This window comes from Thioalkalivibrio sp. XN8, from assembly GCF_011058255.1.
Classification (GTDB): Bacteria; Pseudomonadota; Gammaproteobacteria; order Steroidobacterales; family XN24; genus XN24.
Window position 1 is genome coordinate 80,759 of sequence record NZ_JAALFH010000067.1, and the last position, 25,023, is coordinate 105,781.

A 25,023-nucleotide genomic window follows, 5' to 3' on the forward strand; every position below is an offset into this window, starting at 1 on the left:
CGCTCAGCCGACCTTCTCGCCGGCCAGGAACATCCAGGTCTCGACCACGGTGTCGGGATTGAGCGAGATGCTCTCGATGCCCTCGTCCAGCAGCCACTGGGCGAAATCGGCGTGGTCCGAGGGCCCCTGGCCGCAGATGCCGATGTACTTGCCGCGCTCGCGGCAGGCCGAGATCGCCATGTGCAGCAGGGCCTTCACGGCGCCGTCGCGCTCGTCGAACAGATCCGCGATGATGCTGGAGTCCCGGTCGAGCCCGAGCGTCAGCTGGGTCATGTCGTTGGAGCCGATCGACATGCCGTCGAAATACTCCAGGAACTCGCCGGCCAGCAGGGCGTTGGACGGGATTTCGCACATCATGATGAGTTTCAGGCCGTGCTTGCCGCGCTCCAGGCCGTTGGCGGCGAGCAGTTCGACTACCTTGCGCGCCTCGGCCACGGTGCGCACGAAAGGCACCATGACCTGCACGTTCTCGAGCCCCATCTCTTCGCGCACGCGCCGCAGCGCCCGGCATTCCAGCTCAAAGCACGGCCGGAAGCTCTCGGCCACGTAGCGCGAGGCGCCACGGAAGCCCAGCATCGGGTTTTCCTCGTGGGGCTCGTATTCGCGGCCGCCGATGAGATTGGCGTATTCGTTGGACTTGAAGTCGGACAGCCGCACGATGACCGGGTGCGGCGCGAAGGCCGCGCCGATGGTGCTGATGCCCTCGGCCAGCTTCTCGACGAAGAACTCCACCGGGTCGTCGTAGCCCGCCATCTGCTGCGAGATGGTGTGCTTGAGGTCGTCGGAGAGCGAGTCGAACTCGAGCAGGGCGCGCGGATGCACGCCGATCATGCGGTTGATGATGAACTCGAGGCGCGCCAGGCCGACGCCCCGATGCGGGATGCCGGCAAAGGCGAAGGCCCGGTCGGGATTGCCGACGTTCATCATGATCTTGACCGGGATCTCGGGCATCCGGTCCAGCTCGATGGTCTGCTCTTCGTAGTCGAGCCGGCCGTCGAAGATATAACCCGCGTCGCCCTCGGCGCAGGACACGGTGACGGGCTTGCCGTCCGTGATTCTGTCAGTGGCGTCGCCGCAGCCGACCACCGCCGGAATGCCGAGCTCACGGGCGATGATCGCCGCGTGGCAGGTGCGACCGCCGCGGTTGGTGACGATCGCCGCGGCCCGCTTCATCACCGGCTCCCAGTCCGGATCGGTCATGTCGGCCACCAGCACGTCGCCCGGCTGCACGCGATTCATTTCCTTGACGTTGCTGATGATGCGCGCCGTGCCGGCGCCGATGCGCTGGCCGATGCTGCGGCCCGTGGCGATCACCTCGGAGCGGTCTTTCAGCTTGAAGCGCAGGATGGAGCGGCCCTGGCGGCTCTGCACCGTCTCGGGCCGCGCCTGCAGGATGTAGAGCTTGCCGTCGCTGCCGTCCTTGCCCCACTCGATGTCCATCGGCGCGCCGTAGTGCTGCTCGATGGCGACGGCATGGCGGGCGAGCGTCTGGATGTCCTCGTCATCGAGGCAGAAACGCGTGCGCTCGGCGGCCGGGACGTCGACGATGCGCGTGCCGTGGCCGTCATCGCCGTGGACCATCTTGATGGCCTTGCTGCCCAGCGTCTTGCGCAGCACGGCGCGCTTGCCGGCCCCCAGGGCCGGCTTGTAGACGTAGAACTCGTCGGGGTTGACGGCCCCCTGGACGACCATCTCGCCCAGGCCCCAGGAGGCGGTGATGAATACCACGTCGCGGAAGCCGGACTCGGTGTCGAGGGTGAACATCACGCCGCTGGCGCCGGTGTCGCTGCGGACCATGTGCTGGATACCGGCGGACAGGGCCACCTGGGAATGGTCGAAGCCGTGGTGGACCCGGTAGGCGATGGCACGGTCGTTGAACAGCGAGGCGAAAACGTCGTGGATCCTCTCGATCACCTGGCCGATGCCGCGCACGTTGAGGTAGGTCTCCTGCTGGCCCGCGAAGCTGGCCTCGGGGAGGTCTTCGGCGGTGGCGGAGGAGCGCACGGCGACGGCGATGTCACGCCCGCCCGCCATCTCGTCCCAGGCCTTGCGAATCTCCTCGTTCAGCCGCGGCTGGAGCGGCGTCTCCTTGATCCAGCCGCGTATCGCGGCGCCGGTCTCGACCAGCTTGTCGACGTCGTCCACGTCGAGGTCCTGCAGGACCTCGCGGATCCTGTCGGCGAGGCCTTGCTGGGTCATGAAGTCGCGGTAGGCGGCCGCGGTGGTGGCGAAGCCGTCCGGCACCGTCACGCCCAGGCCTTCGAGATTGGCGAGCATCTCGCCGAGGGAAGCGTTCTTGCCGCCGACACGCTCGACGTCGCCCATGCCGAGCTCGTCGAGCTTGAGAATGTACTGTTCCAACTTCGCCCCCTTGAGTTTCCCGTCGCTGGGAAAGGACAATGCGCGTTGCCCCGCCGAAGGGATCAACTGATGAATCATCGCACCGTTTTCTTCGTCTCGGACCAGACCGGCGTCACATCCGAGACTCTTGGCCACAGCCTGCTGACGCAGTTCGACGGGCTCAAATTTCGCGGCGTGACTGTGCCATTTATCAATACCCCTGACAAGGCGAAGGAATGCGTACGGCGCATCAATCTCACCGCCGAAGTGGAGGGCAGCAAGCCGATCGTCTTCGCCACCATGGTGCAGGATGATCTTCGAGAAATAATAGAAGAAAGTCAGGGGCTTGTGCTTGACTTCTTTGGTGCTTTCATAGGTCCGATGGAGCGGGAGCTGGGCCGCGTTTCGAGTCATGCCACCGGCAAGGCGCACGGTGTTGCGGACCAGCGTTCCTACACCCGCCGGATCGACGCCATGAACTATGCGCTGGAGCATGACGACGGCTCGACGACTCGCGACTACTCCAAGGCCGACATCATCCTGGTCGGCGTGTCCCGCTCGGGCAAGACGCCGACCTGCCTGTACATGGCGCTGCGTTACGGGGTCTATGCGGCGAACTATCCGCTGACCGAGGAGGAGTTCGAGCAGGGCAAGCTGCCGCCGGCACTGGCGCGGTACCAGGACCGCCTGTTCGGGCTCACCATCACCTCCCGGCGGTTGCAGCAGATCCGGCAGGAGCGGCGGCCGGAGAGCCGCTATGCCTCGGCGCGCCAGGTGAGTTTCGAGCTGCGCTCGGCGGAGGCCCTGTTCGCCCGCTACGGCATCCCGTACTTCGACACCACGGAAAGCTCGGTGGAGGAGATCGCCAGCACCGTGCTGGACCGCACCGGTCTCCTGAACCGGCTGCAGGAAGGCGGCGGCTAGATGACGCCGGCCGGCTCGTGCACGCCCGCCAGCTCCCCGATCCTGGCGAGCTCGGCCGCGGCGTGGCCGAGACTGGCCGTCAGGGCCGGGCCGTCGCCGGCGTGGGAGGCGTCCGGCGCGAGGTAGCGCTCGAGGTAGATTCGCAGCGTGGCGCCCTCCGTCCCGGTGCCCGAGAGCCGGTAGACGAGCCGCGCCCCGTCCTCGAGAAAAACCCTGATCCCCTGGCCCGCAGAGGCGCTGCCGTCCACCGGGTCCAGGTAGGTGAAGCTGTCGGCTGTCGTCACGCGCGTGCCGGCGATTTCCTGTCCGGCCAGGGTGGCCAGGCGCTCTTCGAGCCCGGCCATCACCCGCGCGGCCGCCTCGCCGTCCGGGATGAACCAGTCGTGGCGGCAGAAGGCGTGGCGGCCGAAGCGCCGCCAGTGATCCTCGACCAGCCGGGTGACCGGGCGTCCCGTCGCGGCCACGAGGTTCAGCCAGAACAGCACTGCCCAGAGCCCGTCCTTCTCGCGGGCATGGCTCGAGCTCGTGCCGAAGCTTTCCTCGCCGCAGAGGTCGATCAGGCCGGCGTCCAGCAGGTTGCAAAAGTAGCGCCAGCCGGTGGGCGTCTCGTAGCAGGGAATGCCCAGGTCCGCTGCCACCCGGTCGACCGCCCGCGTGGTCGGCATGGAGCGCGCGACGCCGGCCAGCCCGGCGGCATAGCCGGGCACCTTCCCGGCGTGCTCGGCCAGCACCGCGAGACTGTCGCCGGGACTGACGACCATGCCGCGGCCCACGATCATGTTGCGGTCGCCGTCGCCGTCGGAGGCCGCCGCCAGGTCCCCCGCGTCGGGGCCGTTCATCCAGTCGACCAGGTGTGCGGCATCCACCGGGTTGGGGTCCGGGTGCAGGCCGCCGAAATCAGGCAGCGGCACCGCGTTGACGACGCTGCCGGGGGGGGCACCCAGGCGCCGCTCGAGGATCTCCACCGCATAGGGGCCGGTGACCGCATTGAGGGCGTCGAAGCGCAGCCGGAAGCCGGGGCTGGCAAGCAGGCTGCGGATGCGGTCGAAGTCGAACAGGCGCTCCATCAGGGCCGCGTAATCCGCGACCGGGTCCACGATCTCCACCTCCATCGGCCCGGCCTGCTGGACGCCGGGCCGGTCGAGGTCGAGCCGGCCGACCTCCGCCACGCGGTATTCGCGCAGTTCGAGCGTGCGTCGCCAGACGGCGTCCGTCAGCGACTCGGGCGCCTGGCCGCCGTTCGCGGTGTCGAACTTGACGCCGAAGTCGCCGTCCGGGCCGCCCGGGTTGTGGCTGGCCGTCAGCAGGAAACCACCGGCGGCCCCCCGCGTGCGGATCAGGTGCGAGGCAGCCGGCGTCGACAGCATCCCGCCGCGGCCGACGATCATGCGACGCACGCCGTTGCCGGCGGCGACCCGGAACAGCACGGCCAGCGCCTCGGCATTCCAGAACCGCCCGTCGCCGCCGGCCACCAGGACCTGGCCGCGAAAATCGCCGGCCGCGTCGAAGACGGCCTGCAGGAAGTTCTCGAGGTAGTGCGGCTGCCGGAAGCGGCGCACCTTCCGGCGTAACCCGGCGGTGCCGGGACGCTGGTCGTCGAAGGGCTCGGTAGGGATGCGGCGCACGTCCATTTTTCCTGTCCCCGGGGGCTGCAAGGGGCACGAATTCCCTGTGCTATATTGCCGCGCATGATAGCAGACGGCACCATCGCGCTGCCCCGTCTCACGGAGCCCGGAAGCTTCACGGCGCTCATGCATCTGTACGAGAGCAATTACCTCCGGCTGCAATGGCTGCTGCTCGACCGGCTCGAGGCGCTGCCGCCGCGCCAGTGCTCCCGGGCGGCGCGCGACCTGCCGCTGTACCTGGAGGTCCTCGAGCGAAGCCCGTACACGACCACGCTGCGGCTCACCTACTACTTCGCGGAGGACGGCACCCAGGTCGCGGATCCGGACCTCACGATCCGCGTCTATCACGACGCCGGCGTGGCTGAGGCGATGGCCTGCCGGTGGCAGCACCTGCACCATGCCCTGCGGCAGTTCGACACCGCGCCGGGCGACGAGCTGAACCGGCGCTGGGCGCGCAACAACATGCTGAACAAGTGGCTCGAGTATTGCTACGATCACGGCCATCGTTTCAGGGCGGCGCAGGGCCTTGCCGCCGCCTGCTGACATGGCGGCGACCGTCCCGGGGAGGAGCGGGTGAGCGAGGACGGCGAAAGTCTGGCCAAGCGTGCGCTGAAACGCGCGGCTGGCGAGGAGGAGAGCGACGACGAGCGCCTGCTCAACCTGTTCCGCAACCGGGCGGAGCTGAAGAAGGCTTTCGGTGACCTGCAGAAGGCGCTGCGGCTGGCCGAGGAACGGCTGGCCAGCCAGGAAGCGGCCACGCGCCGGGCGGAGGAGCGCTTCCAGGCGATCGAGCAGCTGCTCTCGCGGCCCGACACCGGCTATACGGCCCTGGTCTATTTCCAGCTGCGCGCCCTCTGGCGCGCCTGTCACGAGCGTCTCCAGACGATCTCCGCCGAGCTGCGCGGGCGCCATGAGGAGCGGCAGCGGCGCGAAGAGCTGATGCGCTTCAACCAGCAGAAGCAGCGGCAGCTGGCGAGCCTGGACCAGCAGCTGGCGCAGGCCCAGGACGAGCTCGAGGACCGCCGGCAGCGCCGCAATGCCGCCCGCAAGGAGCTGGCAGAAGCGAGCCAGTTCTGGGCCTATTTCCGGCGGCGGCAGCTGCAGCAGGTCCTGGCGCAACGCGAGGGAGAGCTCGAGGCGGCGCGGCTTCGCCTGGCCGAGCTGCAAGACCGCCGGGCCGCGGTCAACGCCGAGCCGTGGCCTGAATTCCAGGGCCTGAACGTCGCCGGGAAGCGGGAGATCAACCTGCACCTGGTAGCGGCCGCACAGGAACTTTACCTGTATTTCTCCGCCGACGACCTGGCCCGCAAGGCCCGCGACGCCAACGTCAACACCGTGCAGGAAATGCGCTACGGCTCGGAGCAGGACTGCAAGACGCTGATCGCGAAGGTGCGCCACGCCCTGGCCGGCCTCGGCCCGGCGCTGCCCTCGCCGGAAGCGCTGGCGGCGCGCGTGCCGCTGGTTGCGGCGGATGCCGAGTATCGCAGCGAACGGGAGACGGTGCCGATGGCCGCCTCGGTGGCGCGCATCCAGTTACCCGCGCTCAACCCCGGCAGCGGGCAGCGCCGGCGCATGCCGCTAGAGGTGAACGTGCTGGCCGAGGAGTACTGGGGAATCTACGACGCGCTCATTCCCTGAGGGCGGGACTTGCGCGGGGTCCCCGCGGCCCGCCCCAGCTGGCGCAGCCAACGCCCGGCGTCGTCGATCAGGGCATACGTCCAGGGGACCAGGAGCAGCGAAGTCAGGGTCGAGAAGCCCAGCCCGCCGATGATCGCCCGCGCCATCGGGAAGTAGGAGGGCGCGCCGATCTCGTCGCCGCCGACCTTGGTGGCGCTCAGCGCCAGCGGCAGCAGGCCGAGAATCGTGGTGGCGACCGTCATCAGAATCGGCCGCAGGCGGTCACGGCCGGCCTGGACCAGCGCCGCGTCGCGCGCCAGGCCGTCGCGCCGCAGGTTGTTGACATGGTCCACCAGCACGATGCCGTTGTTCACGACCACGCCGACCAGGATCATGATGCCGATCGTCGCCATGAAGGTGAAGGTCGTCCCCGTCAGCAGGAAGAACCAGAACACCCCGATCACCGAGAAGCCGATCGAGGTGATGATCGCCAGGGGATAGGCGGTGGACTCGAACAGCGCGGCCATCACCAGGAAGATCAGGGCGATCGCGAGCAGGATGTTCTGCATCATGATCTGCTGGGTCTGGTCGGCCTGCTGGAAACCGCGGCCGAACTTCCAGCTGTAGCCCGGGGGCAGCTGGTAGGCATCCATCAGGGACTCGATCTGCGGTCGCAGTTCGTCCAGTGACGTGTCCTCGAGATTCGCGGTGATCACGACGGCCGTGACCCGATCGATGCGGCGGATCTGCTCGTAGCCGCGCGCGATATCGAAGTCCGCCACCGTGCCCAGGGCCACCCGCCGCCCGTCGGGCGTGTACAGCGGCAGGTTGGCGAGCTGTTCGATGCTCTGGCGATCGTCCTCGCGGAAGGCGATGCGCACCTTGATCTCGCCATCCCGCCCGCGGAAGTCGCGCAGCTGCTGGCCGCGCAGGGCCACCGCCACGGACGAGGCTACGGTCTGCGGGCTGAGGCCCAGCTGCACCGCCTTCTCACGGTCGACGCGGATCTGTACCTCCCGGTCGCCGCTGCCGAGGTCGGCCCGTACGTCTACGAGTCCCGCCACGCTCTCGAGCAGGCGGACGACGTCGGGGCTCAGGCGCGCCAGCACTTCGGTGGATTCGCCGGCGAGCTGCAGGCTGAAGCTTTCGTCGCCGCCCTGGGCCTCGAACTCGAAGGAGGGGCGACCGATGATGATTTCCGGCAGCTCGGCCATCACGCGCTCGATCACCTCGCCGGTCGCCAGTGTCGCCTCGTCGCCGTCATGCAGCAGCAGCGTGCTCTGGGCCCGGCCCTCGTCGTAGTAGCTGTAGACGGAGCGGATGTCGAAGGCTTCCTGGTTGGCGTAGAGATACTCCTCGATGGTGTCGACCGCGACCTTGACCTGCTCCAGCGGGTACTTGTCCTTGACGTGGTACTGCAGCAGCAGGGTGCGTCCGGCTTCCTGGGGGAACGTGTCGAACTTCACTTTCTGCAGCGGGATGTACACGCTGGCCACCACCAGCACCACGATCAGCGCCGTCCACCAGCGGTGCCGCAGGGTCCACTGCAGGGCGCGGGCGTAGCGCGCGGTCAGGCGCGCCATCCAAGAACTGGTGGCGGGGGCGGGCGGCGGCGGGATGCGCGCCGCGAGCATCGGCACCACTGTCTGGGCCATCAGCAGCGAGGCCACCATCGCCACCACGATACTCACCGCGACATGGGTGAGGAACACCGTGATGTTGGTCTTGACGCCGAACAGGATCGGCACGAAGACGATAATCGAGGTCAGCGTGCCGGCCGTCACCGCCAGCCACACTTCCCTGACGCCCTTGAGCGTCGCCTCCCGGGGCTTGTCGGGTTGCAGCTGGCGCTGGCGGAAAATGCTTTCCGTGACCACTACGGCGTTGTCGACCAGCATGCCGATGGCCAGCATCAGCCCCATCATCGAGAGGATGTTCAGGCTGATGCCCAGGAAGTACATCACCCCGAGCGTGATGAGAATGGAGAAGGGTACGCAGATGATCACGATCAGCGTCGTCGCCGCCTGGCGCAGGAAAAGGTACAGCACGGCGAAGGCGAACAACGCGCCCAGCGCACCCGCGCTCAGCAGGTCCGAGAGCGAGGAGGTCACGCCGTCGGCCTGGTCGCCCAGCGCGAACACCTGGATGCCGCGCATCTGCGGGTTTTCCGCCACCGCCTCGATCTCCGCCTTGACTCGCCGGGAGACGTCCACGAGGTTGGCACCCGGCTGCTTGTACACGTCGAGGCCGATGGAATAGCGCCGGTCGAGGTGGCGTGCGTTGAAGCGCTCGGGGCTGCGCAGCTCGATGTCGGCGATGTCGCCCAGGCGCAGGTTGTCGCGTACCAGGAGATCGCGCAGCTGGGACACCGAGGACAGCTCCCCTACGGGTCGCACGCTGAAGCGCTGGTCGCCGGCGGTCAGCTGCCCGGCGCTGACGGAGAAGTTGGCCCGCTGCAGCAGCCGCTGCAACTCGTTCAGGTCGACCCCGTGGGCCGCGACCCGGTCCGCGTTGAGCAGGATGCGGATTTCGCGCTGGTCGACGCCGTAAAGCGTCACCCGCGAGACGCCCTCGAGCCGCTCGATGCGGCGCTTCAGCTGTCGGTCCAGCATGGTGTAAGCGTCGGAGAGGTCGCGCTCGCTGCTGATGCGCAGGTTCAGGATCGGCTGGTCGCCGAAGGAGCCGGTGTAGATCAGGACGCGCCGCACGTCGTCCGGCAGCTGGTGGCGGATGGCGTCTACCTTGGCGCGCGCCTCGATGCCCTTGGCCGCCATGTCCTGGTCCCAGTCGAACTGGAGGAAAATCTGCGCGCCGTCCTGGCGGGAGGTCGACTGCATCCGTTCCACGCTGCTGAGGGTCGCGAGGGCTTCTTCCACCGGCCGGGTAATCAGGCGCTCGACCTCCTCGGGCGTGGAGCCCTCGTAGGGCACGTTGATGAAGATGCCCGGGAACTCGATGTCCGGGAACTTCTCGAGCGGCAGCAGGCGCGACGAGATCGCGCCGATCAGGGCGAAGGCGACGAAGATCATCACCGTGGTGACCGGGCGGTTGATGGCGGTGCGGGTCAGGATCATGCCGCGCCCTCCGCCGGCGCCGACATGGCCGGTACCTCGACGCGGACGCCGCGGTCGAGCAGGGAATAGACCACCGGGATCACCACCAGCGTCAGCAGCGTCGAGACGATCAGGCCGCCGATGACGGTGATCGCCATGGGCGCGCGCACCTCGGCGCCCTCGCCGAGTCCCAGCGCCATGGGCAGCAGGCCGAGCGCCGTGGTGGAGGTGGTCATCAGGATCGGGCGCAGGCGCGCCTGGCCGGCCTCCAGGATGGCAGCGGTCGCCTCGCGGCCGCTGCGCCGCAACTGGTTGATGAGATCGACCAGCACGATGGCGTTATTGACCACGATGCCTGCCAGCATGATCAGGCCGATGAACGCGACCACGCTCACCGTGGTGCCGGTGAGCCAGAGCGCCCAGACCGCGCCCACCAGGGCCAGGGGGATGGTGAACAGGATGACGAAGGGGTGGACCAGCGATTCGAACTGCGACGCCATGACCAGGTAGACCAGGAACACGGCCATGGCCAGCGTGAACAGCATGGAATTGAAGGATTCCTGCATTTCCGCGCTCTGGCCGGCGACCTGGGCGGCGATGCCCGGCGTGAAATTGATGTTCGCGAGAATCGCCCGGATCTCCTCCGTGGCTGCAGCCAGGTCGCCGTAGGCCGCGTCGGCGGAAACGATCGCCACCCGGGCCTGGTCGGCGCGCCTGATCTCGGCCGGGCCGACGGCCAGCCGGATGTCGGCCACCGCTTCCAGCGGCACTGGCCGCGCGCTGCCGGGGTTGACGATCAGGTTGCGGATCTCCGCCACCGAGGCGTCGCGTGTGTCCACGCTGCGCACCAGCACGTCGATCTTCTTGTCCCGCCAGGTATAGCGCGTCGCCACTTCGCCCCGGACCTTGGCCACCACCGTGTCGGCGATATCGCGCACCACCAGGCCGAGCCTTGCAGCACGCTCCTGGTCGAACACGATCTGGATCTCCGGGTTGCCCTGCTCGACGCTGCTGCGCACGTCGGCGAAGCGCGGGGACTGGTCGAGCGCCCGCTGTAACTGGCCGGCGAAGTCCTGCAGCTGGTCGAGATCGTAGCCTGCCAGCTCGATCTCCAGCGGCGTGCTCAGGGTGAACAGGGCGGGGCGGCCGAACTCGTAGCTGACGCCGGCCGTCCCGGCCAGCGAGCCGCGCAGGGCGGCGATTGCGGCGTTCTCGGACGCGCGCCCGCCGCCGGGCTCGAGCTGGACGCTCAGCCGGCCGGTGTGCTCGCCGGCATCGACGGGGCTGGCGTCGAGCCGGTTGCCCGTGCCGGCGACCGAATAGCTGAGGGCGAGGCCGGGCAATTCCGCGGCCTGCGCATGCAGCCGCTGGATGGCCGCGTCGGTTTCCTGGAGCGGCGCGCCGGCCGGCAAGCGCACGTCCACGAAGAACTCGCCCTGCGACAGCTGGGGCAGCAGCTCGTAGCCGAGCCGCGGCAGCAGGGCCAGGGCGGAAGCAAAGGCACCCGTGGCAATCACCAGGACCAGCCAGCGCCGACGCAGGGAACCGGCCAGCAGGGGCGCATAGAGCCGCGCCATGGCGCGATAGAAGCCCTGGAAGAGCCACACCAGGGGCCGCATGGCCAGGCCGGTCAGCCCGGCCAGGCCGCGGCCCAGCCCGATGGCCAGCCGCAACGGCCAGGCCAGGATGCGGGTGATACGTCCCGGCGGCTCGGTCTCGCCCTCCGGGACGTAGCGCGGCGCGCCGCCGCGCGCCGCCAGCATCGGGATCAGGGTCACTGCGACCAGCAGCGAAAACAGCAGGGCGAAGGTGACGGTCAGGGCCTGGTCCCGGAACAGCTGGCCGGCGATGCCGGTCACGAAGACCATGGGAAAGAACACCGCTACCGTGGTCAACGTGGCGGCGATCACGGCGCCGGCCACCTCGCCGGCCCCGGCGCGCGCCGCGGTGACGATGTCTGCGCCGGCCTCTTTCTTGCGCACGATGTTTTCGAGCACCACGATGCTGTTGTCGACCAGCATGCCGATGGCCAGCGCGATGCCGCCCAGCGACATGATGTTCAGGCTGATGTTGGCGCTGTACATCAGCAGGAAAGTGCCGATCACCGACACCGGGATCGCGGCGCCGATGATGAACGTGGCGCGGGCATCGCGCAGGAAGGCATACAGCACCAGCACTGCCAGCAGCCCGCCGAGCAGTGCTGCGTCGCGCACTTCGTTGATGGCGTCGCTGATGAAATCGGACTGGTCGTAGACCATGCGGAGCTCGGCACCTGCCGGCAGCCGGTCCTCCAGCTCCCCCAGGCGCTGCTGCACGCGGCGCGCCACCTGGACGGTGTTGGCATCGCCTTCCTTGTAGATGGCCAGTTCGACGCTTTCGCGGCCGTCGACGCGGGTGATGGCCTCGCGTTCCTTGTACCCGCGGGTGACGACAGCCACGTCGCGCAGGTAGACCGGCCGGCCGCCCGGCGTGGCGATCACGGCGTCGGCGATCTCCGCCACCGTCGTGAACTCGTTCAGGGTCCGCACCAGGAAGCGCTCCGAGCCCTGTTCCAGGCGCCCGCCCGAAAGGTTGATGTTCTCGGCGCGCAGGCGGTTGGCGACGGCCTGGATGGAGATATCGAGCTGGGCCAGCTTCTGCTGGTCGACCAGCACCTGGATCTCGTCCTCGAGCCCGCCGCTGACCTTCACGGCGGCGACGCCCTCCACCGACTCGAAGTCGTTCTTCAGCTGGTCCTCGGCAAAGCGCCGGAGGGCCTGGAGGCGCAGGGTCTCGTCGCGGCCCGGCGCGGCCTCGCTGGTCAAAAAGGCGATGCGTTGGATCGGCTCGTTGGACGGGTCGAACCGCAGCAGCAGGGGCCGGCTGGCCTCCAGCGGCAGCTCGAGGATGTCCAGCTTTTCGCGCACCTCGACCCCGGCCACGTCCATGTCCGTGCCCCAGAGGAACTCTAGCACCACGTCCGACTGGCCCGGACGGGACACGGAGCGCACCTGGCGGATGTTCTTGATGGTGCCGACCGATTCCTCGATCGGGCGTGTCAGGAGATTTTCCACCTCGAGCGGAGCGCTGCCGTCCAGCTCGGTCCGCACCGTGAGCGTGGGGTAGGAGAGATCAGGCAGCAGGTTGACCGTCAGGCGGGAAAGCGAGACGAAGCCGAACAGCACGATGGCGAGCGTGAACATCGCGATCGTGACCCGCCGCTCGGTGGCGATGTCGATGAGACGCATGGCCCGGGCGCTCCGCGGCGGCTCAGCGGGCGTCGCCGGCGAGCCGCGAGCCCGACCGCCGCACGACCTCGACCGGGCTGCCGTCGCGCAGCCCGGACTGGCCCACGACCACGATGTCTTCGTCGCCTTCGAGGCCCTCCACCACCTCGACCTGCTCGCCGCGGGCATAGCCGGTCAGGATCGGGCGCCGCTCCACCTTGCCGTTGATGATCACGAAGACCGCCTCGGATACGTCGTCGTCGACAATGGCGACGCGGGGCACCAGCAGCACGTCGCGGCGCGAGTCCCAGACGATATTGAACCGGCCGAACATGCCGGGCTTGAGGCGGCCGTCTGGATCCGGCACCTCGAGCGTGACCTTGAAGGTCCCCGTCGCCGGGTCCACCACCGGGCTGATGCGCTGGACCCGGGCCGCGAACTGCTCCGCCGGGATGGCGTCGACCGCGAGCTGGGCCGTCTGGCCGGGCTCGAGCCGGCGAAACTCCCGCTCCGGGATGTGCAGGTAGGCGATGAGCGGGTCGAGCGCCGTGACCCGGAAGGCCGGGGTGTTGGCGGTGATGGTGTTGCCGAGCTTGATTTCGCGCTGTGCCACCACCCCGGCGATCGGCGCCCGGATTCGGGTGTAGTCGTACTCCAGCTGGGCCAGCCGGTACGAGGCGCGCAGGGCGTCGAGCTCGAACTTCACGTCTTCGAAGGCGCCGGAGCTGACCAGGCCCTTCTCGAACAACTGGATGTTGCGCTGGTATTCCTGCTCCAGCTTGCGCAGGTTGGCCTCGGCCCGCTGCATCTCGAAGCGGAGCCGGTCCCCGTCCAGGCGGGCCAGCACCTGGCCCTCCTCGACGCGGTCGCCTTCCTCCACCAGGATTTCCACGACCTCCCCGCCGACCTTGGCCACCACCACGGCGTCGGCATCGGTCTCCAGCGATGCCGTGCCGGTGTAGACCGCCGCTACGTCCCCGCGCTCGAGGCCGCTGACCTCGACCGGGATCGCGGTCGCTTCCTCCTTTTCTTCTGCTGCGGGCGGGGTTTCGCTCTTGAAGCATCCCTGCAGCAGCAGGGCGGCGCCCAGCCCGAGCAGGAGCAGGGCGGGCGGGCGCGGAAACTGCGACGCGGGCCGGTCGGTCATGTGAGGCTCCGGATGATGGTTCACTACAATAGTGTTGTAGTGAAGTATAACACCGTTATTCCGGCGTGCAAGCCTCTTGTCAGCCACCGCTCCCGCTGGCCCGTCCCGCGACCACGGCCGGCGGCAGCTCTGCCAAGTCGAGCACCACGCGCGCTGCCTCGTCCAGCTGCACGTCGGGGGCATCGTCGTCCTCGAGGTCCGCCAGCGCCTCCAGGGGCGCCAGCCCGAGGGCGGCCCGGCGCTGGTTCTCGCGCGCCAGCTCCTCGGCCTCGGCGGTCTCGTTCTCGGCGCGTCGCGCCTCGATGTTGAGCGAGACGGACTTGCGGGCGCGGCGGGCCTCGATCGCCTCGATATCACCCAGCAGGTGCCGGTAATTGGGGTCGCCAGCGCGGCGCTCGGTGTGCTCGCCGGTCACGATTTCGATGGCCGGGCCCAGGTTGCCCTGGCGCGGAAACGGCGTGGGCTTGATCTGGTCCCAGGGGAGGGCCGTGTCACGCGTGCTCTCGCCGACCATGTGGGTGTCGATGGCCGACGGAATCACGATGTCTGGGATGACGCCGCGGTGCTGCGTGCTCTCGCCCGTGACCCGGTAGTACTTGCCCACCGTGAGCGTCAGCTGGCCGAAGCGCGGCTCGGCACCCGGCGCATAGCGATCGAGCGGGTAGAGGTTCTGCACCGTGCCCTTGCCGTAGGTCTGCTGGCCGATAACGATACCGCGCCCGTAGTCCTGGATGGCCCCGGCAAAGATCTCCGAGGCGGAGGCGCTGAACCGGTTCACGAGCACCGCCAGCGGGCCGTCGTATACGGGCCCCGCTGAGCGCTCCTCGAGGACTTCGACCCGGCCGCTGGTGTCGCGCAGCTGGACGATTGGCCCGGACGGCACGAACAGCCCGGTCATCGCAGTGGCCTCCGACAGGTGGCCGCCGCCGTTGTTCCGCAGGTCGAGCAACAGGGCGTCGATGCCTTCCGCCACCAGCTCCTCGGTCAGCCGGCGCACGTCCGCGGTGGTGCTGGTGTAGTCCTTGGCGCCGGCCACCCGGGCGTTGTAGTCCTGGTAGAAGGAGGGCACCGTAATCACGCCCACGCGCCGGGGCTGGCCCTCGTACTCGAACTCGAGCAGCTCCTTGCGGGCCGCCTGCGCCTCCAGCTTCACCTTGTCGCGCACCAGCGGGACGACCACCGGCGTGCTGCCCGGCGCCGCCCCACCCGGCAACACCTGCAAGCGCACGGTGGAGCCGCTGGGGCCGCGGATCAGGTCGACCACCTCGTCGAGCCGCCAGCCGACCACGTCCTGGATTTCCCCGTCTTCACCCTGGCCCACGCCGACAATGCGGTCCTTGGGCTTGAGGGTGCCGTCGAGCGCGGCGGGGCCGCCCTCGATCACGTTGATGACCGCGACGTACTCGTCCTGCAGCTGCAGGGTCGCCCCGATGCCGTCGTAGTTGAGGCTCATCTGGATGCGGTATTCCTCGGAATTCCGCGGCGAGTAATAGCTCGTGTGCGGGTCCATGGTGTTGGCGAAGGCGTTCATGAAGGTCTCGAACACGTCGTCGCTCTTCACCTGGTCGAAGCGCTTCAGCACCTGGCGGTAACGGCTGTCCAGGATCTCGCGCGTCTCCTCCCAGTCCTTGCCGGTGAGCATCAGGCCGATGGCGTCGTTCTTGACCCGCTTGCGCCAGATGTCGTCGAGCTCGGCGCGGCTGGCCGGCCAGCCTACCTCGCTGCGGTCGAACAGGAACTCCTCGTCGAGGGTGAAGTCGTGCTCCACCTCGAGCTGGGCGAGGGCATACTCCAGCCGTTCCTCCGTGCGCTCGAGGTAACGCTGGTAGATCTCGAAGACCGGCTCCAGCTGGCCGCGCTTGACCGCGTCGTCGAGGCCCGTGCGCCAGGTTTCGAATTCCTCGATGTCGCTGGCCAGGAAATACTGGTGGTTGCCGTCGAGCGCCTCGAGGTAGGCGTCCAGCATGCGGGACGAAGCCACGTCGTCCACCGGCATCCGGCGATAATGCGAGCGCTCGAACAGCGTCGTCACCAGGCGGCTGACCTTGCCGTGCCGGTCGCTGGGCGCGAGTTCGGGGGCCGCGTCGACCGTGGCGAAGGCGGGTCCTGCCAGGAGCAGGGCTCCCAGGCTCGCGGCTATGCTGATCCAGGTTGCTGTCTTTACAATACGCATCTTGACTCCGAGCTCGGCGGCTCACCGAAAAGTTCGGCAAATCCGCTGCTTAGGCTAGAGGCCCGGGCGGCTCCAATCAAGCACCCCGGAACCCTGGGAAAACTGCATGCATCCACTCACTGTCGTCACCGGAATCCTGCTCGGCTCCGCGGCCTCGATCGCGGCCGGGCTGGCAGTGGTCATGTTCATGTTCTTCCTGCTGGCCGACGATCACCCGCAGTTGACCGAGGAGATCGGTCCGCTGGTGACGAACGCCGGGCTGTTCCTCGGTATGACAGCCATTTGCGCCGCCAGTTTCATCGGTCTGGTGAAAGAGCGCCGCTGGTGGTGGCTGCCCCAGCTGGGCATGTGGGGCGGCCTGGTGCTGCTCGTGCTCTACTACCTGCCGTCATGAAACCTTCTTCGCCACGCGAGTTCGAGAAGATGCACGAGACAGCCCCGGTGGCGGCGCGCTGGCGCCGGCGCCTGCGCTGGCTGCTGGCGCGGGGCTGGCTCGAGCCCACCCTGGCACCGGTCGGCGGCATCCACGGACGGCGCATGTCCCCGGCGCGCATGGAAGTCGAGCCGGCGGCGCCGGCCAGGTCGTGGGCAGACTGGGAAATCAGCCGCAGCGGTCGCCCTGGGGCCTGAGGCTCAGAACAGCGAGAAGGGCGAGCGACGGCTGCTGGTCCCGCGGCGGCGCTCACGCTCGCGCCGGCGCCGGTTCCGCATCCGCGACTGCAGGGCCTGGCGCCGCGCGCTGATCCACTCCTGGCGGTCCGCCGGCGTGGCGCCGGAACGCTCGTGGTCCAGCCGGTAGTTGCAGAAGTCCTCGTAGGCCTCGATCTCGTGGCGCAGCTCGCGCACGACGAGCTCGACCATGATGGCGTCGTCGAGGAGGCCCAGGCCGGGGACCTCGTCGGGAATGAGGTCTTCGGGATCGCAGAAATAGGCCAGCGCGTTCAACACCCGGCCGCGCTCGGCATCCGGCAGCTGCCACTCCTCGTCCTGCAGCATGTCCACCAGCACCTTGATGCGCTGCAGGCGATCGCGAATGAACTCCGGCGCCGCATCGGTCTCGACCTTCGCGAGCAGGGCCTGGCTGGCGGCAATGACCTCGTCCTGGCCACGCTCCTTGGCCACGTCCCGCGCCGAGCGCATTTCGCGCCGGAAGTGATCGAGATCGGTTTTGGACAGCTCGATGGTTAACTTGAGGGACATGGTTTGCGCTCCACGGGCAAGGCCAGCGGGAGAGTACGACGCGGCTGGTAAAGCGTCAAATATCGCTGGCTTCGGGGCTGGCCTCGTTCCCGGGCGAGGCCGGGACCGAGCGCCGCAGCAGGGCGCGGAACGGCAGCCAGAGCAGGCGCAGCCACTGGATGCCGAGCCAGGGGCCGAGCACCAGCAGCCAGGCCCAGAGAGCCGGTGCGGCCAGCTCGGCGTAGAGGTCCGCGTAGAAGCTGCCGACGGTTGCGCCGGGGCGGTATTCGCCCAGCAGGAACACGCCCACGGCATAGACGAGGGCGGGCAGGACCAGCAGGCCGAAGCCCGCCAGGCAGCCAAAGAGGAGCAGTTCGCGTCGCGGGGTCGTCAAGTCTGCGGCTTCCACCATCCGGGCATCGGGCCGGATTGTCGCACAGACGCCCGCGGCCTGGCGGGACCGAACCGGCCGCGAGCGGCAACTGTTATCCTATGGGCCGGGTTTCGAGGGTCCATCGATGGAAACGGTCCTTGGTTGGCTGCGCCGGCAGCTGGCTAATCCCCAGGTCGTCGGCCTTGCGCTAATCGTTCTGTTGCTCGGCGCGTCGGTCTGGCTGTTCGGCCAGACCCTGGCGCCCGTGCTCGCCGCCCTGGTCATCGCCTACCTGCTGGACAGCCTGGCGGACGAGTTGCGCGCCCGGCGGGTGCCCCACACCGCGGCCGTGCTCATCGTGTTCACGCTGTTTCTCGCCGTGTTGTGGGCCTGCTTCTTCTGGCTGGTGCCGTTGCTCACGCGCCAGATGGCCCAGCTGTTCCAGCAGATCCCGCTGATGGTGGCCCAGGTCCAGGCGTCGCTGCTGAAGCTCCCGCAGGAATACCCCAACTTCGTTTCCGAATCCCAGATCCGCGACATGTTCAGCGGCCTGACCAGCGAACTCATCCGCTACGGGCAGCAGCTGCTGAGCTTCTCCCTCGCCTCGCTGATGACCGTGATCACGATCCTCGTGTACCTGGTGCTGGTGCCGATCCTGGTGTTCTTCCTGCTCAAGGACAAGCAGATGCTGGCCGGCTGGATCGCGGGTTTCCTGCCGCGCGACCGGCGCCTGAGCCAGGAGGTATGGCTCGACGTCGACCGGCAGATCGGCAACTACGTCCGCGGCAAGCTGTTCGAAATCCTGATCGTCGGCACCGCGGCGTGGATCGCTTTCCGCTTCCTGGACCTGCAGTACGCCCTGCTGCTCGCGGCGGTGACGGGCATCTCCGTGCTCATCCCGTACGTGGGCGCGACCGTGGTGACGCTGCCGGTGGCGCTGGTGGCGTATTTCCAGTTCGGCCTCGGGGCGCAGTTCTACTGGGTACTGCTGGCCTACGGCGTGATCCAGTTTCTCGACGGCAACGTGCTGGTCCCGTTGCTCTTCAGCGAAGTCGTCAACCTCCACCCGGTAGCGATCATCGTCGCGATCCTGTTCTTCGGCGGGTTGTGGGGTTTCTGGGGCATTTTCTTCGCCATTCCGCTGGCCACCGTGATCCAGGCCATACTCCGGGCCTGGCCGCGGGATGAACCAGCCCCCGCTGAACCCGGAGCGGTGACATGAAATACCTGCACACCATGGTGCGCGTCAGCGACCTCGAGGTCTCGCTGGACTTCTATTCCAACAAGCTCGGGCTGGTGGAGTTGCGGCGGCACGAAAACGAGACCGGCCGCTACACGCTGGTGTTCCTGGCCGCGCCAGGGGACGAGTCGGCGCAGGTCGAGCTTACCTGGAACTGGGATCCGGAAGACTACGGCACGGCCCGGAACTTCGGCCACCTTGCCTACCAGGTGGATGACATCTACGCTGCCTGTGAGCGGCTGAGGGATGGTGGCGTGGTGATCAACCGGCCGCCACGCGACGGCCGCATGGCCTTTGTGCGCTCGCCGGACCTCATTGCCATCGAGTTGCTGCAGAAAGGCGAGGCCTTGCCGCCCAGGGAGCCCTGGGCGAGCATGCCGAATACGGGGGAGTGGTAGCACAGCCGTTGCCGGCCGGCAGCGGCAGCGACGAGGGCACCGGGAGACACGTGACAGGTCCAGACGCATACCGTCATTTCGGCATGAGCCGGAACCCGTTCGTGGACAAGCGCCCGGAGCAGGACTTCTACACGGGTCCACAGCACCGTGACGCCCTGTCCTTCCTCGATCATGCGCTGCATTCCAACGACCTGCTGCTCGCGCTGACCGGCGAACCCGGGGCGGGCAAGCGCACCGCGGTCGAAGTGGCGCTGGCGCGCGGGCTGCCGGATGCCGTGGTGGCGCATGTCGCCGGGCTGCCCGGCGAGCCCGAGGAATTCCTGTCCGCGGTGCTCAGCGGGTTCGGCTTCGGCGGCGTGAGCGCCAGTCGCGACGAGATGCGCGGCCTGCTGACGGTGTTTCTCAGTCACCAGCGCCAGAAGAAGGTCACCACGGTCATCGTGGCGGCGGGCCTGGAGGCGGTGCCCGGCAGCCTGATGGAGGAACTCGGCTGGCTGTCGCTGCTCGAGCCGGTCCGGGTCGGGCGCCTCAAGCTGGCGCTGCTCGGCGACGAGCGGCTCGAGCGCCAGATGTACGCACCCCGGATGCAGGCCCTGCGGCAGATGGTCCGGTGGCAGCACCGGCTGGAGCCCCTCGGCGTCGACGAGACCCGGGACTATCTCGAGTTCCACGCCGAAGGCGCGGGCTGTCCCGAACCGGGGGCGCTGTTCCTGCCGGATGCGGTGGGACACATTCACGCGTACGCCTCGGGCCTGCCCGGCCGGATCGACGAACTCGCCCAGCAGGCTGTCGAGGCCGCGGCGGCGGCCGGCGACACCATGGTCCGGCGGCTGCACGTACAGCGCCAGGGCGGCACCGAGGGCGCGGCTGCGGCGCCGCGCCGCCGCAGCGTCGCTTCGATGGACATCCTGCTCGAGCACGAACCCAAGGCCCGTATCCGGCTCAATGCGCCGCGCCTGCTGCTGGGCCGGCACCCCTGGAACGACGTCCAGCTCGACCACGACTCGGTCAGCCGCTACCACGCCATGCTGGTGCGCGAGGGCGGCTACTGGACGGTCGTGGACCTCAACAGCACCAACGGTATCCGCGTGAACGAAAGCGAGGTGCGGCAGCAGCGCCTGCACCACGGCGACGTGGTCCATATCGGGCGCTTCCGCCTGGTGCTGAACGAGGGGGCCGGGCCGAGCCGCACGTTGCCGGCGGTCGGCGACGTGTCCGATACCGTCATCCTCGGCTAGCCGGGCTCAGGAGGCCGGCTCGACCCTGGCTTCCAGGTCGCTGTCCGTGTCCTCGGCTTCGGGCTCGGCGGCTTCCAGCTGTTCCATCAATGCGATGGCGACCCCGAGGAAGTCCGAATCGGTGATGATGCCGCTCAGCTGGCCGTCACGCAGTACCGGCAGGCAGCTGCGCTTGCGGCGGAACATCAGCATCGCCGCATGCCGCAGGTTGCTGCGCTCGTCGATCGTGTCGACTTCGCGCACCATGATCTCCGCCAGGGGCCGGGCGGCACCGTCACCGGCGACCAGCAGGTCGGTCTGGGACACCAGTCCCAGCAGCCGGCCGTCGCCGTCCGTGATCGGCAGGTGCCGGATCGCATGGGCGGCCATGGTGCGGCGCGCTTCCGCGACGGTGGCGTCCGGCCCGATGATGACCAGGCTGTGGCGCGGCGTCATGATTTCGCTGACATCGATCATGGCTGTGACGAGTACTCCCCTGGTTCCATCTTGGCGTCGTGGCGCCGCGGCGCATTGACCTGGGTCAACGCCGCGGCGTCCTGGCGCGCTACTCGACCTCTGCCGGCCGGGTGGCGCTGACGAGATCCTGCTGTACCTTCGCCGGGACCGGTTCATAGCGGTCCAGCTGCATCGACCAGGCCCCGGAGCCGCCGGTGATCGACTTGAGCTGGTTGGCGTAGTCCTGCAGTTCAGCCAGCGGTGCCTCCGCGTTGATCTGGATCCGCTGCCCGGACAGCGAGGTGGAGCCGAGCATGCGGCCGCGGCGCTGGGAGAGATGCCCGGTCACCGTCCCGAGCGCGTCGATCGGCACCGTCACCTGCAACTGGACGATGGGTTCCAGCACGATCGGTCCGGCGTCCCGGATCGCCTCGAGGAAGGCCCTGCGGCCGGCGCTGATGAAGGCGACCTCCTTGGAATCGACCGGGTGGGTCTTGCCGTCGTAAACGGCCACCCGGATGTCCTGCAGCGGGAAGCCCGCAATGGCGCCGCTCTCGAGGGCCTGGCGCACCCCTTTTTCGACTGCGGGGATGAATTGCTGCGGAATGGTGCCGCCGACGACCTCGCTGGCGAACTCGAATCCGCTGCCCCGGGGCAGCGGGGCAATGCGCAGGTAGACCTCGCCGAACTGGCCGGCGCCGCCGGTCTGCTTCTTGTGCCGGTGATGGCCTTCCGCCGGCCTGGTGATGGTCTCGCGGTAGGGGATCGTCGGCAGGTGGGTCTGGACGTCGACGTTGAACCGTTCCTTCATCGCGTCCAGCACCAGCCTGAGGTGCAGTTCGCCGCTGCACAGCACCACCGTCTCGTTGGTCGAGGGCCGATGCTCCACCCGCAGCGCGGGATCCTCCGCCCGGAGCTTATGCAGGGCATCCGACAGCTTCTGCTCGTTGCCGCGCTGCGCCGGCTCGATGGCCACGCCCATCATCGGCGGCGCCATCTCGGGCAAGCGAACGTGGAAGTGGTCCTCGTCGTGGGAGTCGTGCAACACGTCGTTGAAGTCGAGGCTGTCGATGCGAGTCACCGCCACGATGTCGCCGGGGCCGGCGCTGTCGACCTCGAGGTTCTGCTTGCCCTGCAGCTTGAACAGGTGGTTCAGCTTGATCGGCTTGCGTGCGTCGCCGACGAACAGCTGGCTACCGGCACGGATCGTCCCCTGGTGGAGTCGCAGCACGGCGGTGCGCCCGACGTAGGGATCCACGACCACCTTGAAGACGTGGGCCACCACGTGGCTGTCCGGTTCCGAGGTGACGACCACGGGCTCGGCGGCCTCGCCCTCGCCACGCATGAACGGCGGCGGGTTGGCCTCGCGCGGGCTCGGCATCAGCTTGACGATATAGTCCAGCAGCTCGTTCACGCCGGCGCCGGTCTCCGCCGAGACGAAGAACACGGGTATCAGGTGGCGCTCCCGCAGCGCCTTCTCGAAGGCGTCGTGCAGCTGTTGCGGGTCCAGGTTCTGGCCCGACTCGAGGTAGGCTTCCATCAGCGCCTCATCGACCTCGACGACCTGGTCGATGATGTGCGTATGCGCCTCCGCGGTGCTGGAGAAATCAGCGTCCTGGCCGTCGTCGCGGAAGAAGCAGTCGAGCACTTTCCGGCCGTGGTCGCTGGGCAGGTTCACCGGCAGGCAGCGCTTGCCGAAGGCCTCCTGGATCTGCTCCAGCAGGATCCCGAGCTGGTCGGGCTCGGTATCCATCTTGTTGACGATGATGATCCGGCTCAGCGCCGCGTCGCCGGCAGCCTTCATCATCCGGCGTGCGCCGGTCTCCAGGCCGCCCGCGGCCGACAGCACCAGCGCCGCGCACTCGACGGCCGGCAACACCGCCACCGCACGCGGCAGGAAGTCGGTAAATCCGGGCGTGTCGATGAGGTTGATATGGGTGTCTTTCCAGTCCAGGTGGCAGACGGCGGTGTCGAGGGAGTGGGCCATCGCCACTTCGTGCGCGTCGAAGTCGCACACGGTATCCCCGCGCTCGATGCGGCCGCGCTGCTTGATCGCCCCGGCGGCGTGCAACAGGGCTTCGGCCAGCGAGGTCTTGCCGGTGCCGGCGGGGCCGATGAGGGCGAGGTTGCGGATGGCGTCTGTTCTGTCGTTCTGCATGGCTCAACCTTTCCGAAAGTACGGCAATGAATCGAGTTTACCCTTCTGTGTGGCCGCCGCAGTTACGGATAACCACGGTGGCGCCCGGGCCGGCGCCGAGAGCATCCAGCGCGCTGCCGTCACGCACTGCGATCTCGACCAGCCCGAAGGCGTTCACTACGGCGACCGGCTGGCCCGGGTCAGCGGCCCCGTAGGTTGGCGCCAGGAGCAGGTCGTGCGCCCCGAGCGCAACCCCGGGACTGTCGAGGCCCCGCAGCAGGCCGGCGTCGATGTTGCTGATCAGGTTGCCGAAACGATCGGCGACGAGGATCTCGCCCTGCACCTGGTCGTCGGTCCGGCATGGGCGGGGCAGGGGCCGTGGATCGACTGCGCTGGCCCTCGGGCCGAAGTCGGCGGGTTCCAGCTCGCCGGCGGCCAGCAGCGCGGCCAGCGGCGCGAACAGGTCCCGGCCGTGAAAAGTACGCGACAGCCGGCCCAGCCCGAGCCGGTCGGGCAGTCCGGGATCGAGCGTGCGCCAGGCCACGCCCGCGGAGCCGCGCAGCGCTTCGGGCAGCAGCCCGTTGTCCGGCGCCAGGAGCAGCTGGCGCCCGCATTCGGCCAGGGTGACGCCGCGGGCCGTGCCGACGCCGGGGTCGACCACGGCAAGGTGCAGCGTCCCGGCGGGAAAATCGCGCCAGGCCTGGCCCAGCCAGAAACCGGCGAGGTCCGAGCGCCCGGCGGGCAGGCCGTGGCTGAGGTCGACGATGCGCGCACTCGGCAGGCGACCGAGGATGCGGCCTTTCATGATGCCGACGAAGGGCTCGGCAAGGCCGAAATCAGTCGTCAGCGTAACCAGCCCGGTGGGGGCGAATACCATGCATGCAGCGCCGTTCAGCAGATCCTTGGCAGGGGATCGTCTTCCAGTTCTTCCAGCATCCGGCGGCCCCCGAGTTCGGTCTCGATGACTACCGGGCGGCCCTCCGCCTCGACCTCGCCGATCAGGGCGGCGTCGGCGCCGCCCGGCAGGGCGCGCCAGGCCGCCAGCGCGGCATCGGCTTCGTCCGGGGCCACAACGGCTACGACCCGCCCCTCGCAGGCGAGGTAATAGGGATCGTAGCCCAGCATCTCGCACACGCTGCGCACGGCGTCGCGTACCGGGATGGCCGGTTCCGACAGCCGCACCGAGCAGCCGGTGGCGCGGGCGATCTCGTGCGCCACGGTGGCGAGGCCGCCGCGGGTCGGATCGCGCATGAAACGCAGGCCCTCCAGCGCCAGCAGGGCCCGGGTGTAGGGCAGGACGCTGGCCGCGTCAGAGGCCAGGTCGCCACGCAGGCCGAACTGCTCGCGAGCCAGCATCACGGCGATGCCATGGTCGCCGACGGAGCCGCTGACCAGCAGCCGGTCCCCCGGCCGGATGCAGTCCATGCTCAGGCGGGTGTTCGGTGGCCGCACGCCGATGCCGGTGGTCGCCAGGTACAGGCCGCCCCCTTCGCCGCGCCGCAGCACCTTGGTGTCGCCGGCGGCGACCTGCACGCCGGTGTCCCGGGCCGCGCGCGCCAGGCTGGCGATGACCCGGTCCAGCAGCTCGACCTCGAGCCCTTCCTCGATGAACACGTTGAGCGACAGGTAGAGGGGTGTGGCGCCGGCGACGGCCAGGTCGTTGGTCGTGCCGTGGACAGCCAGGGAGCCGATGTCGCCGCCCGGGAACTCCAGCGGCTGCACGGTGAAGCCGTCCGTGGTGAAGACTACTTCGCCCTCCGGCAAGGCCGGCAGGGGGCAGGCGTCGAGATCGGTATCGAGGACGCCGCCGCCGAGATGGCGGGCAAAGACTTCCTTGATCAGCTCGCGCATGAAGCGACCGCCGTTCCCATGGGCCAGGCCGATGCGTGCCTCTTCAAGCGCCATGCAGTGTCTCCTCGGGCTGGTGGGATGCTCCCG

20 protein-coding genes are annotated in these 25,023 nt (G+C 68.6%); 8 read left to right on the forward strand and 12 right to left on the reverse strand.

What is annotated here, in order from left to right; genetic code table 11:
* Positions 1-3: 3 nt before the first annotated feature.
* Positions 4-2,361: a phosphoenolpyruvate synthase gene (ppsA, locus tag G6N75_RS12675; protein WP_165348734.1), complete on the reverse strand. Its 2,358-nt coding sequence runs from the start codon at positions 2,359-2,361 to the stop codon at positions 4-6.
* Positions 2,362-2,430: 69 nt separating this feature from the next.
* Here ppsA and G6N75_RS12680 point away from each other — a divergent pair, with 69 nt between their 5' ends.
* The gene (locus G6N75_RS12680; RefSeq protein ID WP_165348735.1) at positions 2,431-3,264 is read left to right on the forward strand and encodes a pyruvate, water dikinase regulatory protein; all 834 of its coding nucleotides are present in this window, start codon (positions 2,431-2,433) and stop codon (positions 3,262-3,264) included.
* Here G6N75_RS12680 and G6N75_RS12685 read toward each other — a convergent pair.
* Positions 3,261-4,895: an alpha-D-glucose phosphate-specific phosphoglucomutase gene (locus G6N75_RS12685; protein WP_165348736.1), complete on the reverse strand. Its 1,635-nt coding sequence runs from the start codon at positions 4,893-4,895 to the stop codon at positions 3,261-3,263. The genes G6N75_RS12680 and G6N75_RS12685 overlap by 4 nt on opposite strands.
* Before the next feature lie 57 nt (positions 4,896-4,952).
* On the opposite strand from G6N75_RS12685, the gene G6N75_RS12690 reads away from it, so the two are divergent.
* Positions 4,953-5,432 carry a DUF1249 domain-containing protein gene (locus tag G6N75_RS12690; RefSeq protein ID WP_165348737.1) on the forward strand — a complete coding sequence of 160 codons (480 nt, stop codon included), beginning with the start codon at positions 4,953-4,955 and terminating at the stop codon, positions 5,430-5,432.
* Between the two features lie 30 nt (positions 5,433-5,462).
* Positions 5,463-6,527, forward strand: coding sequence for a hypothetical protein (locus tag G6N75_RS12695; protein WP_165348738.1), 1,065 nt, complete (start codon positions 5,463-5,465; stop codon positions 6,525-6,527).
* Here the strand turns inward: G6N75_RS12695 and G6N75_RS12700 are convergent.
* The 4 genes from G6N75_RS12700 to G6N75_RS12715 all read right to left on the reverse strand — a co-directional run bounded on the left by G6N75_RS12700 (position 6,506) and on the right by G6N75_RS12715 (position 16,085).
* Entirely contained in the window at positions 6,506-9,580 is a 3,075-nt protein-coding gene (locus G6N75_RS12700) for an efflux RND transporter permease subunit (protein ID WP_165348739.1), read from the reverse strand. The genes G6N75_RS12695 and G6N75_RS12700 overlap by 22 nt on opposite strands.
* A complete protein-coding gene (locus tag G6N75_RS12705) occupies positions 9,577-12,786 on the reverse strand; it encodes an efflux RND transporter permease subunit (RefSeq protein ID WP_165348740.1) in 3,210 nt (1,069 codons plus the stop codon). Before G6N75_RS12705 ends, G6N75_RS12700 begins: the two co-directional genes overlap by 4 nt.
* Before the next feature lie 22 nt (positions 12,787-12,808).
* Positions 12,809-13,912 (reverse strand): efflux RND transporter periplasmic adaptor subunit, encoded by a 1,104-nt coding sequence (locus G6N75_RS12710; RefSeq protein WP_165348741.1) that lies wholly within the window; start codon positions 13,910-13,912, stop codon positions 12,809-12,811.
* A 79-nt stretch (positions 13,913-13,991) separates the two neighbouring features.
* Positions 13,992-16,085 carry a carboxy terminal-processing peptidase gene (locus G6N75_RS12715; protein ID WP_165348742.1) on the reverse strand — a complete coding sequence of 698 codons (2,094 nt, stop codon included), beginning with the start codon at positions 16,083-16,085 and terminating at the stop codon, positions 13,992-13,994.
* Between the two features lie 106 nt (positions 16,086-16,191).
* Between G6N75_RS12715 and G6N75_RS12720 the strand changes: the two genes are divergently transcribed.
* Together G6N75_RS12720 and G6N75_RS12725 are read left to right on the forward strand one after the other, a co-directional pair.
* On the forward strand, positions 16,192-16,479 hold the full coding sequence (locus G6N75_RS12720; RefSeq protein WP_165348743.1) for a hypothetical protein: 288 nt from the start codon (positions 16,192-16,194) through the stop codon (positions 16,477-16,479).
* 29 nt (positions 16,480-16,508) lie between these two features.
* Positions 16,509-16,715, forward strand: coding sequence for a hypothetical protein (locus G6N75_RS12725; RefSeq protein WP_165348744.1), 207 nt, complete (start codon positions 16,509-16,511; stop codon positions 16,713-16,715).
* 3 nt (positions 16,716-16,718) lie between these two features.
* Here G6N75_RS12725 and G6N75_RS12730 read toward each other — a convergent pair whose 3' ends face one another.
* Positions 16,719-17,285 (reverse strand): YkvA family protein, encoded by a 567-nt coding sequence (locus G6N75_RS12730; RefSeq protein ID WP_165348745.1) that lies wholly within the window; start codon positions 17,283-17,285, stop codon positions 16,719-16,721.
* Between the two features lie 55 nt (positions 17,286-17,340).
* Positions 17,341-17,658 carry a hypothetical protein gene (locus G6N75_RS12735; RefSeq protein WP_165348746.1) on the reverse strand — a complete coding sequence of 106 codons (318 nt, stop codon included), beginning with the start codon at positions 17,656-17,658 and terminating at the stop codon, positions 17,341-17,343.
* A 124-nt stretch (positions 17,659-17,782) separates the two neighbouring features.
* On the opposite strand from G6N75_RS12735, the gene G6N75_RS12740 reads away from it, so the two are divergent.
* From G6N75_RS12740 to G6N75_RS15580, 3 genes are all read left to right on the forward strand, one after another.
* Positions 17,783-18,859, forward strand: coding sequence for an AI-2E family transporter (locus G6N75_RS12740; RefSeq protein WP_165348747.1), 1,077 nt, complete (start codon positions 17,783-17,785; stop codon positions 18,857-18,859).
* Positions 18,856-19,275 (forward strand): VOC family protein, encoded by a 420-nt coding sequence (locus G6N75_RS12745; RefSeq protein WP_165348748.1) that lies wholly within the window; start codon positions 18,856-18,858, stop codon positions 19,273-19,275. The genes G6N75_RS12740 and G6N75_RS12745 overlap by 4 nt, the downstream gene beginning before the upstream one ends.
* 101 nt (positions 19,276-19,376) lie before the next feature.
* Positions 19,377-20,513 (forward strand): FHA domain-containing protein, encoded by a 1,137-nt coding sequence (locus G6N75_RS15580; RefSeq protein ID WP_206203118.1) that lies wholly within the window; start codon positions 19,377-19,379, stop codon positions 20,511-20,513.
* A 6-nt stretch (positions 20,514-20,519) separates the two neighbouring features.
* Here G6N75_RS15580 and G6N75_RS12755 read toward each other — a convergent pair whose 3' ends face one another.
* The 4 genes from G6N75_RS12755 to hypE form a co-directional block, all read right to left on the reverse strand.
* Positions 20,520-20,969 (reverse strand): CBS domain-containing protein, encoded by a 450-nt coding sequence (locus G6N75_RS12755; protein WP_165348750.1) that lies wholly within the window; start codon positions 20,967-20,969, stop codon positions 20,520-20,522.
* Positions 20,970-21,057: 88 nt separating this feature from the next.
* Entirely contained in the window at positions 21,058-23,106 is a 2,049-nt protein-coding gene (fusA, locus tag G6N75_RS12760; RefSeq protein WP_165348751.1) for an elongation factor G, read from the reverse strand.
* Positions 23,107-23,143: 37 nt separating this feature from the next.
* The gene (locus tag G6N75_RS12765) at positions 23,144-23,962 is read right to left on the reverse strand and encodes an SAM-dependent chlorinase/fluorinase (protein WP_165348752.1); all 819 of its coding nucleotides are present in this window, start codon (positions 23,960-23,962) and stop codon (positions 23,144-23,146) included.
* 14 nt (positions 23,963-23,976) lie between these two features.
* Positions 23,977-24,990, reverse strand: a complete 1,014-nt coding sequence (gene hypE / locus G6N75_RS12770; RefSeq protein WP_165348753.1) for a hydrogenase expression/formation protein HypE — start codon at positions 24,988-24,990, stop codon at positions 23,977-23,979.
* Between the last annotated feature and the right edge of the window lie 33 nt (positions 24,991-25,023).

What these genes read in the sequence shown, in the direction of transcription:
- G6N75_RS12680 (WP_165348735.1), top strand. Translation starts at nt 2,431, where the DNA reads ATGAATCATCGCACCGTTTTCTTCGTCTCGGACCAGACCGGCGTCACA.
- G6N75_RS12685 (WP_165348736.1), bottom strand. Translation starts at nt 4,895, where the DNA reads ATGGACGTGCGCCGCATCCCTACCGAGCCCTTCGACGACCAGCGTCCC.
- G6N75_RS12690 (WP_165348737.1), top strand. Translation starts at nt 4,953, where the DNA reads ATGATAGCAGACGGCACCATCGCGCTGCCCCGTCTCACGGAGCCCGGA.
- G6N75_RS12700 (WP_165348739.1), bottom strand. Translation starts at nt 9,580, where the DNA reads ATGATCCTGACCCGCACCGCCATCAACCGCCCGGTCACCACGGTGATG.
- G6N75_RS12705 (WP_165348740.1), bottom strand. Translation starts at nt 12,786, where the DNA reads ATGCGTCTCATCGACATCGCCACCGAGCGGCGGGTCACGATCGCGATG.
- G6N75_RS12710 (WP_165348741.1), bottom strand. Translation starts at nt 13,912, where the DNA reads ATGACCGACCGGCCCGCGTCGCAGTTTCCGCGCCCGCCCGCCCTGCTC.
- G6N75_RS12715 (WP_165348742.1), bottom strand. Translation starts at nt 16,085, where the DNA reads ATGCGTATTGTAAAGACAGCAACCTGGATCAGCATAGCCGCGAGCCTG.
- G6N75_RS12720 (WP_165348743.1), top strand. Translation starts at nt 16,192, where the DNA reads ATGCATCCACTCACTGTCGTCACCGGAATCCTGCTCGGCTCCGCGGCC.
- G6N75_RS12725 (WP_165348744.1), top strand. Translation starts at nt 16,509, where the DNA reads ATGCACGAGACAGCCCCGGTGGCGGCGCGCTGGCGCCGGCGCCTGCGC.
- G6N75_RS12730 (WP_165348745.1), bottom strand. Translation starts at nt 17,285, where the DNA reads ATGTCCCTCAAGTTAACCATCGAGCTGTCCAAAACCGATCTCGATCAC.
- G6N75_RS12740 (WP_165348747.1), top strand. Translation starts at nt 17,783, where the DNA reads ATGGAAACGGTCCTTGGTTGGCTGCGCCGGCAGCTGGCTAATCCCCAG.
- G6N75_RS12745 (WP_165348748.1), top strand. Translation starts at nt 18,856, where the DNA reads ATGAAATACCTGCACACCATGGTGCGCGTCAGCGACCTCGAGGTCTCG.
- G6N75_RS12755 (WP_165348750.1), bottom strand. Translation starts at nt 20,969, where the DNA reads ATGATCGATGTCAGCGAAATCATGACGCCGCGCCACAGCCTGGTCATC.
- fusA (WP_165348751.1), bottom strand. Translation starts at nt 23,106, where the DNA reads ATGCAGAACGACAGAACAGACGCCATCCGCAACCTCGCCCTCATCGGC.
- G6N75_RS12765 (WP_165348752.1), bottom strand. Translation starts at nt 23,962, where the DNA reads ATGGTATTCGCCCCCACCGGGCTGGTTACGCTGACGACTGATTTCGGC.
- hypE (WP_165348753.1), bottom strand. Translation starts at nt 24,990, where the DNA reads ATGGCGCTTGAAGAGGCACGCATCGGCCTGGCCCATGGGAACGGCGGT.